Raw genomic sequence first — 6905 nt, forward strand, 5'->3', positions numbered from 1 at the left:
CCACGACCTCCCAGCCCTCGGAGCACAGCTGCCGGTCGAGCGTAAGACCTCAACTAAACTTCAGGTCAAGGAGAGGACGGCGCCATGGCACGCGAGACGGTCGGCGAGGACACCGCCGACGGCGACCACCGCAGCCCCGACGAGCTGCTCACGATCGGCGAGATGAGCCGCCGCACCGGCGTGGCCGTCTCCGCGCTCCGCTTCTACGAGCGGCTCGGCCTGATCGCCGCGGTGCGCACGCCCGGCAACCAGCGCCGCTACCCGCGTCACATGCTGCGCCGGGTGTCGCTGATCACCGTCGCCAAGCGCCTGGGCATCCCCCTCGGCGACGTGCAGACGGCCCTCGCCGACGTGCCGCTCGACCGCACGCCCACGCACGAGGAGTGGCAACGCGCGTCGAGGCGCTGGAAGCTGCAGCTGCAGGAGCGGCGGGAGGGCATCGAGAAACTCGAACGCGAGCTGACCGGATGCATCGGCTGCGGCTGCCTCTCGATGAAGGCCTGCTCGCTGCTGAACCCCGACGACGAGCTCAGCCGTGCCGGCAGCGGCCCGCGACGCCTCGCGGTGCCGGACGACGCCGGCACCGCCGGCCTCCGCGACGAGCGCTAGGAGTGCCGGCCGCGCACACCCGGCTGACGCGTCGACCACAGCGCCCCGGCGATGAGGGGGATCTGGAACGGCAGGCGCAGCAGCCGCTTGCGGTCGGTGTCGAGCCCGAAGCCGTCGCGCCGGTTCCGCCACTGCGAGACGTTGCCCGGGAAGACGGCGACGAAGAACGCGGCGACCGCGGCGCCGACCTCGCGCCCCCGCCATCCGCTGGCGAGCGCCGTGCCGAGGGCGATCTCCGCGACGCCGGAGGCGACGACCGTGAAGTCCTCGTCGACCGGCACCCAGGGCGGCACCTGCGCGCGGAACTCGTCGCGCGCGAACGTCAGGTGAGCGACGCCCGCGAAGGCGAGCACGGCGCCGAGGAGCACGCGCACCGTCGCGCGGGCGTTGCGACTCCGGCGCTCGGCGCGGCGCTCACGCGCGCGCTTCGTCACTGGACGTCCACTCCTCGATGGCGCCGACGATCTCGGGGGCGTCCGGCACGGTGCGGGGGCGGAAGCGCTTCACGCGCCCGTCGGGGTGCACGAGGAACTTCTCGAAGTTCCACGACACCTTCCCCGCCTTGCCTTCGCCGTCCGGCACCGTCGTGAGCTGCTGGTACAGCGGGTGAGCGTTCTTGCCGTTGACCCGCACCTTCTCGGTCATGGGGAAGGTCACGCCCCACGTCGCGGAGCAGTAGTCGGCGATCGCGTCCGACGAGCCCAGCTCCTGCAGGAACTGGTTGCTGGGGAAGCCGATCACGGTGAAGCCCTGGTCGCCGAAGCGGCGCTGCAGCTCCTCGAGCTGCTCGTACTGGGGCGCGAGCCCGCACCGGGAGGCGACGTTCACCACCAGCGCGACCCGGCCCTCCGAGAGCTTCCCGAACGTGGTCTCCTCGCCTCGCAGGGTGGTGACCGGGATGTCCTGCAGTCGTTCCATCGTGTGCTCCTTCCAGAGCCCGAGTGGCGGGTGGATGACGTCCGGCCGCGGTGCGCCGTCTCGCGTCGTCACCAGCTTGGCGCGTGCTCCTGGCCGTCCTCTCTCAATGATGCAGGTATCCCCGGCGAGAGGGGCCCCGGCGACGCGATTCCGTCGACGTGGACGACGGTGACGCGGATCTCGGCCGGCACGACGCCGTGCTGCACGAGCGCGGCGTCGACCGCCGCGTGCACGCGGTGCACGGTGTCGACCGCGCCGGCCGAGGCCTGCACGCCGATCGCGGCGTCGACCCGCCCGCCGTCGGCCGACTCTTCGATGCGCACGAGCGGCGCCGCCTCGTCCTTCGCCCCGACCAGCCGGGCGCCCACGTCGACCAGCTTCGACACCGTGGTGCCGGCGCGGAAGACCCCCGCCACTCCCGGCACCGATCGGATCGCCGTCTCGACGGCCGTCGCGAGCAGCTGCTCCTGTGACATCGTCATCTTCCCTCCCCCGTCGCCCCCGACGTCTGCCGGACGTCACGCACGCTGATGTCGATGCCGGCGACCTCGAGCTCGGTGTGCGCCGCCAGGCGGGCCGCGATCTCGGCCCGCAGGCGGTCGACGAGGTCGGGGATCGGCTGCCCGTACGGCACGCTGACCTCGACGCCGACGCGCAGAGACGCTCCCGGCTCCGCGACGTCCCCGTCGAGCGAGCATCTGCCCACGAGCACTCCCGGCACGACCTCCTCCGCCGCCCGCACGAGCCCGCGCACCGCTCCCTCGGTGATCCCGAGGTCTGCGCCCGGCACCGTCGAGCGGATCGGGATGCGACGCCCGGCCCGCGCGTCGAGCGCGATGCCGGCGAGGATGCCCTGCACCCACGCCTCGTCCGGCTCGGGCTCCGCGGCGATGTCCGCGGCGAGCAGGTCGGGGGTGAGTGCGCGAAGCCTCGCCAGCGCGTCCAGCGCGATCCGGCAGCCGGGCGACTGGTCGATGGACGGGTCGGCGGGCTGCCGTCCGGCGTCCAGGTAGTCGGAGAGCTCGTCGATCGTGTGGCCGTCGAGGTCCTCGGGCTCGAGGCCCAGGCCGGGCAGTCCGGGGGTGTCGTGTTCGCTCATCGCCACTGCTCCATCCGAACAATGATGTCCTTCCGGGCCCGGGCGAGGAGCCCCCGCACCGTCGAGAGCGGGATCCGCAGCTCTGCGGCGATCTCCTCGTAGGTGTACCCGCCGATCTCGCGCAGCACCCAGCACTCCCGCTGCTCGGCGGGAAGGCGCCGCAGAGCGGCGCCGAGCGCGGCCACTTCGGCGTGGGTCTCCGCCTGTCGCGACGGCGCCGTGCCGTCCGGGGCGGGCAGCTCGACGTCCGCGACGTCGGCGTGGGCCCGGGTGGCGCGGATGCGGTCGACGGCCTTCCGGCTCGTGATGCGCATCAGCCACGACTTCACCTTCGTGGTGTCGTCGAGCTTCGGCAGCTGCTCCCACGCCACGATGAACGCGTCCTGCACGACGTCGTCGACGTCGGCGGTGCCGGGCAGGATGCGGCGGGCGTAGGCGCGCATCATGGGCGCGTACCTCCGCACGAGCACCGCGAACGCGGCCGTGTCTCCGTCCGCTGCTCGTCCCGCGACGATCCAGTCGTCCGCGCCTTCCAACGGATCGCGGAAGTCATCACTGCTCATCCTTCGTCCCCCTCAAGCGAAGGGGCCCTCTCCGGCGAGGGCCAGCGGGCGGTGGCGCCGCCCCCATGCCCTGGTCTATCCGACGTCGGCTCATCATCGTGGGGTGTTGTGGGAACCGTCAGTTCTTCGCACGACGCCCGGTGATCAGGCCGTAGACCAGCAACACCAGGATGGACCCGCCGATGGCGAGCAGCCAGGTGGAGGGCGAGAAGAAGCCCTGCAGGTCGACGTCGAAGACCAGCCCGCCCAGCCAGCCGCCGACCATGGCGCCGACGACGCCCAGCAGCAGCGTGACGAGCCATCCGCCGCCCTGCCTGCCCGGCAGGATCAGCTTGGCGAGAGCCCCGGCGATCAGGCCGAGGAGGAGAAAACTGAAGAAGCCCACGAGAGAGTCCTTTTCCTGAGTGTGTCGATGGGTGGCCGGGGCGGGCGGATCACCGCCCGCCCCGGCACGGGTCACTTCTTGAACGCGTCCTTGACGTCCTCGGCCGCGTCCTTGACGTGCCCCTTGACCTGGTCGGCCTTGCCCTCGGCGACGAGCTCGTCGTTGTCGGTGGCCTTGCCGACCGCTTCCTTCGCCTGACCGGCGACCTTGTCGGCGGCGGCCTTGATCTTGTCTCCTGCGCTCATACCTCTTCCTTTCTCCGTCGGTCCTCGCCTCTCGAGGGCCGTGATCTGTGGCAGGCGCGCCTGCCTGGTCCGTGCTCGGCTCCGGCCGGGCCTCAGCCGAGCAGGCTCTTTCGCGCCTTGTCGATCGACTTGCGCGCCTGCTTGGCCATGCGACGCCGCGACTTCTTCGCGTCGGGGCTGGTCCAGAGCCGCTCGAGCTGATGCCTCAGGTCCTCGTAGTTCTTGCCCCTCGACTTGGCCGACTCGACGCCGATCAGGTAGGCGGCGACCACGATCACCACGAGGATCAGGATGTTCTTGCGCATCGCACCGTTCCCTTCATTCGTTCCCGCGGGGCGGGATCAGTTCACGCGGGGCTGGTCGGCGGCCAGTCGTGCGCGCACGCCCGAGTGGATCGAGACGTACGTCGGGGTGGCCTGGCCCGTCAGCGTCGCGAGGTTGTCGACCAGCCGCGTCACCGTGTCGGCGACGTCGACCGGCGACGTGTTGCGCCGCGGAGTGACGCTGATGTGCAGCACGTCGTCGCCCTTCACGCGGCGGGCGCTCACGCGGGACGAGAGGATCTCGTCGTGGCCGGCGAGCGAGTGCGTGATCGCGTCGGAGACGAACCCGTGCCGGATCGTCACCGGCCCCTGCGCCCCCTCGGCGGCCTCCGCCCGGATCACCGTGCCGGTGCGTCCGCCGCCCAGCTTCGCGATGACGACGATCGCCACCACGACGATCAGGAGCAGCACGGCGAGCACCGCCAGCACGAGCCCGCTCGCCGTCGTCGCGTCGGACAGGCGCGTCCGCTCGTCGGCGCCGATCATCCCGTCCACCGCCGACGACGTCGCGGTGGACCAGACGTCCCCGGCCACCGGCCAGGTCGCCGCGAGCACGGTCGCTGCGCCCCCGGCGAGCAGGACCACTCCCACCACGAGCAGGACGATCCTGTTCACCACCCGATTCGTGCCGTTCATGACGCACCCTCCGTCTCGGCGGTGCGCTGCACGCGCGCCCGCACCTTCAGCGCCGGCGAGGACGAGTAGGTCTGCAGCTCCGCCTCGGCGGCCTCCCGCACCTCCGACCTGTCGATCCGACGCCCGGGCTCGGGGCGCACGGTGACGTCGGCGCCCCGGTGCCCGATGCCCACCACGACCCCGTCGCGGGGCAGATCGAGCTCGCGCCGCACGCGCTCGGCGACGGCGGAGGCGATGACGCCGTTGTCGACGACGACCGCGTGCTCCGACAGCCCGAGCTGATGCTTGGGCAGCCGGCCGGGGCTCAGCGCGAGCCAGACGAGGATCACGCCGATCACCGCGACGACCGCGGCGCCGGCGACGACCGCCGACTGCGGCTGCGCGCCCGGCAGCGCGACCAGCCAGGCGAGCGCGGCGCCGGGAGCCACCAGCAGCGGGCCGGCGCCCGCCAGGCTCAGGACGATCTCGACCCCGGTGTACACGGCGGCGAGCGCGATCAGCACGAGCAGGACGACGGTCACGACCGTGCGCGGCGAGTGCGTCTCGCGACGCACCACCCGCTTCAGCACCTGCGTGGACATCTATCTCACCCTCCTTCGCTGCGGCACCGTCGCCCCGGTCACCGCGAACGACACCCGCTGGATCGGCCGCCCGGTCAGCCGGGCGAGCTCTTCGGCGAGCGCGCTCTGGATCTGCCGCGCCCTCTCGAGCACGGGGGTCGCCGAGCGGATCGCCTCGGTGTCGTCGAGGTCGGGGATCGGCAGCCGCGCCGCGACACGCACGGCGAGGCCGCCGCCCCACTCCGAGACCTCGACGCTCACGTCGTCCCGCGGCCCGCCGATGACCTTGGCCGCGGTCTCGCGGGCGATCTTGTCGATCACCCGTTCGCGCACGCGCACCGTGCCGGGCGCCGTCGCCGGGGCTCCGGCGCTCAACTGCGCGGGGGCCCCGACGGTGATGGCGCTCATGACGAGGTGCGCCGGCCCGTGAACGCCCCGGCGAGTGCGCGAAGGTCCAGCTGGCCCGAGAAGAGCCGCCCGACGAGGGCGCCGATCGCCATCAGCAGCGCGACCAGCAGGAACCCCCAGAACCCGAAGATCAGTGCGGCGAAGGCCAGGACGGCGCCGACCGCCGCTCCGGCCAGCGTCGCGCTCATGAGACGCGCGACTCGGCGTCGTCGTCAGCCGCGTCGTCGGTGGGCAGGTGCACGTCGTTCACGTCGACGTTGACCTCGACGACCTGCAGGCCGACGAGGCGGGTGATCGCCGCCGTGACGGAGGCGCGCACGTTCTCGGCGACCTCCTGGATCGGCGTCGGGTAGTCCACCACGATCGTGATGTCGGCCGCCGCCTGCGTCTCGCCGACCTCGACCCGCACGCCCTGCGTCAGGTCGGTCGCGTTCACCGCGTCGCGGAGCGCGCCCAGAGCGCGAGCCCCGCCGCCGCCGAGCGCGTGCACGCCCTTCACCTCGCGGGCGGCGATGCCCGCGACCTTCGCGACCACGCCCTCCGCGATCGTCGTGCGGCCGGCGGAGGAGCCGCCGTCCACGGGACGCGGAGCCGACGTCCCCCGGTCCACCCGCGACGTCACCGTCGGCGCGCCCGCCGTACGCGTCTCGGGCGCCCCACTCTGAGAAGCGACAGTCGTGTTCGTCTCGTCCGCAGCCATCAGAACAACCTCCAGAATCAGCGGCGCGGCCGCCCTGGCCACGCCATCCCAACGAGCGATGAAGCACGCTCTACAGGTGAGACGGACGAAGTGCGGCGGATGTCACAAACTCGTGGAGGATCGCATCGCCCTCGGTGCGACGCGCTTCGCGAGTGCCATATCGCACCCGCCCGCATCTGCGGAGTGCCATATGGCACTCGCGGCCGCTCGATCGACGCGGTTCCCGGCTCGACGGGCTAGTTGTACTCGGTCATGAGGTTGGTGACACTCGGCTGATCGGGGGTTGGCCACCGCAGGCGGTGTGTGGTCGAGCGTAGTTGTAGTGCTCGAGCCAGGGGGCGAGCGCGTCGGCGCGGTGCTGGTTGGAGGCGTAAGGCGCGCGGTAGGCCCAGTATTCCTGCATGGTGCGGTTGAAGCGCTCGGCCTTGCCGTTCTGCCAGGGGCAGTGCGGCTTTGTGG

General features: G+C 72.1%; 15 protein-coding genes. 1 reads left to right on the top strand and 14 read right to left on the bottom strand.

The window, feature by feature from the left end; translation table 11 throughout:
* Nucleotides 1-84: 84 nt before the first annotated feature.
* Complete coding sequence (soxR, locus tag K5S26_RS18055; protein ID WP_221860817.1) at nt 85-609, top strand: redox-sensitive transcriptional activator SoxR; 525 nt, start codon at nt 85-87, stop codon at nt 607-609.
* Here soxR and K5S26_RS18060 read toward each other — a convergent pair.
* The 14 genes from K5S26_RS18060 to K5S26_RS18125 all read right to left on the bottom strand — a co-directional run.
* On the bottom strand, nt 606-1043 hold the full coding sequence (locus K5S26_RS18060; protein ID WP_308123061.1) for a DoxX family protein: 438 nt from the start codon (nt 1041-1043) through the stop codon (nt 606-608). The two genes, soxR and K5S26_RS18060, sit on opposite strands and share 4 nt — an antisense overlap.
* A complete protein-coding gene (locus K5S26_RS18065) occupies nt 1024-1527 on the bottom strand; it encodes a glutathione peroxidase (RefSeq protein ID WP_281427387.1) in 504 nt (167 codons plus the stop codon). The genes K5S26_RS18060 and K5S26_RS18065 overlap by 20 nt, the downstream gene beginning before the upstream one ends.
* 68 nt (nt 1528-1595) lie before the next feature.
* Nucleotides 1596-2003, bottom strand: coding sequence for a hypothetical protein (locus K5S26_RS18070; RefSeq protein WP_221860819.1), 408 nt, complete (start codon nt 2001-2003; stop codon nt 1596-1598).
* Nucleotides 2004-2005: 2 nt separating this feature from the next.
* Entirely contained in the window at nt 2006-2626 is a 621-nt protein-coding gene (locus K5S26_RS18075; protein WP_221860821.1) for an Asp23/Gls24 family envelope stress response protein, read from the bottom strand.
* Nucleotides 2623-3189, bottom strand: coding sequence for an RNA polymerase sigma factor (locus K5S26_RS18080; protein WP_221860823.1), 567 nt, complete (start codon nt 3187-3189; stop codon nt 2623-2625). The genes K5S26_RS18075 and K5S26_RS18080 overlap by 4 nt, the downstream gene beginning before the upstream one ends.
* A 118-nt stretch (nt 3190-3307) precedes the next feature.
* Complete coding sequence (locus K5S26_RS18085) at nt 3308-3574, bottom strand: GlsB/YeaQ/YmgE family stress response membrane protein (protein WP_221860825.1); 267 nt, start codon at nt 3572-3574, stop codon at nt 3308-3310.
* A 71-nt stretch (nt 3575-3645) separates the two neighbouring features.
* Nucleotides 3646-3819 carry a CsbD family protein gene (locus tag K5S26_RS18090; RefSeq protein WP_221860826.1) on the bottom strand — a complete coding sequence of 58 codons (174 nt, stop codon included), beginning with the start codon at nt 3817-3819 and terminating at the stop codon, nt 3646-3648.
* A 92-nt stretch (nt 3820-3911) separates the two neighbouring features.
* Nucleotides 3912-4124, bottom strand: a complete 213-nt coding sequence (locus K5S26_RS18095) for a hypothetical protein (protein ID WP_221860829.1) — start codon at nt 4122-4124, stop codon at nt 3912-3914.
* A 36-nt stretch (nt 4125-4160) separates the two neighbouring features.
* Nucleotides 4161-4778 carry a hypothetical protein gene (locus tag K5S26_RS18100; protein WP_221860831.1) on the bottom strand — a complete coding sequence of 206 codons (618 nt, stop codon included), beginning with the start codon at nt 4776-4778 and terminating at the stop codon, nt 4161-4163.
* Complete coding sequence (locus K5S26_RS18105) at nt 4775-5359, bottom strand: DNA/RNA endonuclease G (RefSeq protein ID WP_221860833.1); 585 nt, start codon at nt 5357-5359, stop codon at nt 4775-4777. The genes K5S26_RS18100 and K5S26_RS18105 overlap by 4 nt, the downstream gene beginning before the upstream one ends.
* A complete protein-coding gene (locus K5S26_RS18110; protein ID WP_221860836.1) occupies nt 5360-5746 on the bottom strand; it encodes an NTP pyrophosphohydrolase in 387 nt (128 codons plus the stop codon).
* Complete coding sequence (locus K5S26_RS18115) at nt 5743-5934, bottom strand: DUF2273 domain-containing protein (RefSeq protein WP_221860838.1); 192 nt, start codon at nt 5932-5934, stop codon at nt 5743-5745. Before K5S26_RS18115 ends, K5S26_RS18110 begins: the two co-directional genes overlap by 4 nt.
* A complete protein-coding gene (locus K5S26_RS18120) occupies nt 5931-6446 on the bottom strand; it encodes an Asp23/Gls24 family envelope stress response protein (protein WP_221860839.1) in 516 nt (171 codons plus the stop codon). The genes K5S26_RS18115 and K5S26_RS18120 overlap by 4 nt, the downstream gene beginning before the upstream one ends.
* Before the next feature lie 250 nt (nt 6447-6696).
* A partial coding sequence (locus K5S26_RS18125; protein ID WP_221860196.1) for an integrase core domain-containing protein occupies nt 6697-6905 on the bottom strand: 209 nt, incomplete at its 5' end.

Origin of the sequence: Microbacterium marinilacus, assembly GCF_019753765.1 — a bacterium.
Lineage (GTDB): Bacteria > Actinomycetota > Actinomycetes > Actinomycetales > Microbacteriaceae > Microbacterium > Microbacterium marinilacus.

Bases quoted from the DNA above. Each gene is read 5' to 3' on its own strand.
- K5S26_RS18090 (WP_221860826.1), bottom strand. From the start codon at position 3,819: ATGAGCGCAGGAGACAAGATCAAGGCCGCCGCCGACAAGGTCGCCGGT.
- K5S26_RS18120 (WP_221860839.1), bottom strand. From the start codon at position 6,446: ATGGCTGCGGACGAGACGAACACGACTGTCGCTTCTCAGAGTGGGGCG.
- K5S26_RS18095 (WP_221860829.1), bottom strand. From the start codon at position 4,124: ATGCGCAAGAACATCCTGATCCTCGTGGTGATCGTGGTCGCCGCCTAC.
- soxR (WP_221860817.1), top strand. From the start codon at position 85: ATGGCACGCGAGACGGTCGGCGAGGACACCGCCGACGGCGACCACCGC.
- K5S26_RS18070 (WP_221860819.1), bottom strand. From the start codon at position 2,003: ATGTCACAGGAGCAGCTGCTCGCGACGGCCGTCGAGACGGCGATCCGA.
- K5S26_RS18110 (WP_221860836.1), bottom strand. From the start codon at position 5,746: ATGAGCGCCATCACCGTCGGGGCCCCCGCGCAGTTGAGCGCCGGAGCC.
- K5S26_RS18075 (WP_221860821.1), bottom strand. From the start codon at position 2,626: ATGAGCGAACACGACACCCCCGGACTGCCCGGCCTGGGCCTCGAGCCC.
- K5S26_RS18080 (WP_221860823.1), bottom strand. From the start codon at position 3,189: ATGAGCAGTGATGACTTCCGCGATCCGTTGGAAGGCGCGGACGACTGG.
- K5S26_RS18115 (WP_221860838.1), bottom strand. From the start codon at position 5,934: ATGAGCGCGACGCTGGCCGGAGCGGCGGTCGGCGCCGTCCTGGCCTTC.
- K5S26_RS18105 (WP_221860833.1), bottom strand. From the start codon at position 5,359: ATGTCCACGCAGGTGCTGAAGCGGGTGGTGCGTCGCGAGACGCACTCG.
- K5S26_RS18065 (WP_281427387.1), bottom strand. From the start codon at position 1,527: ATGGAACGACTGCAGGACATCCCGGTCACCACCCTGCGAGGCGAGGAG.
- K5S26_RS18100 (WP_221860831.1), bottom strand. From the start codon at position 4,778: ATGAACGGCACGAATCGGGTGGTGAACAGGATCGTCCTGCTCGTGGTG.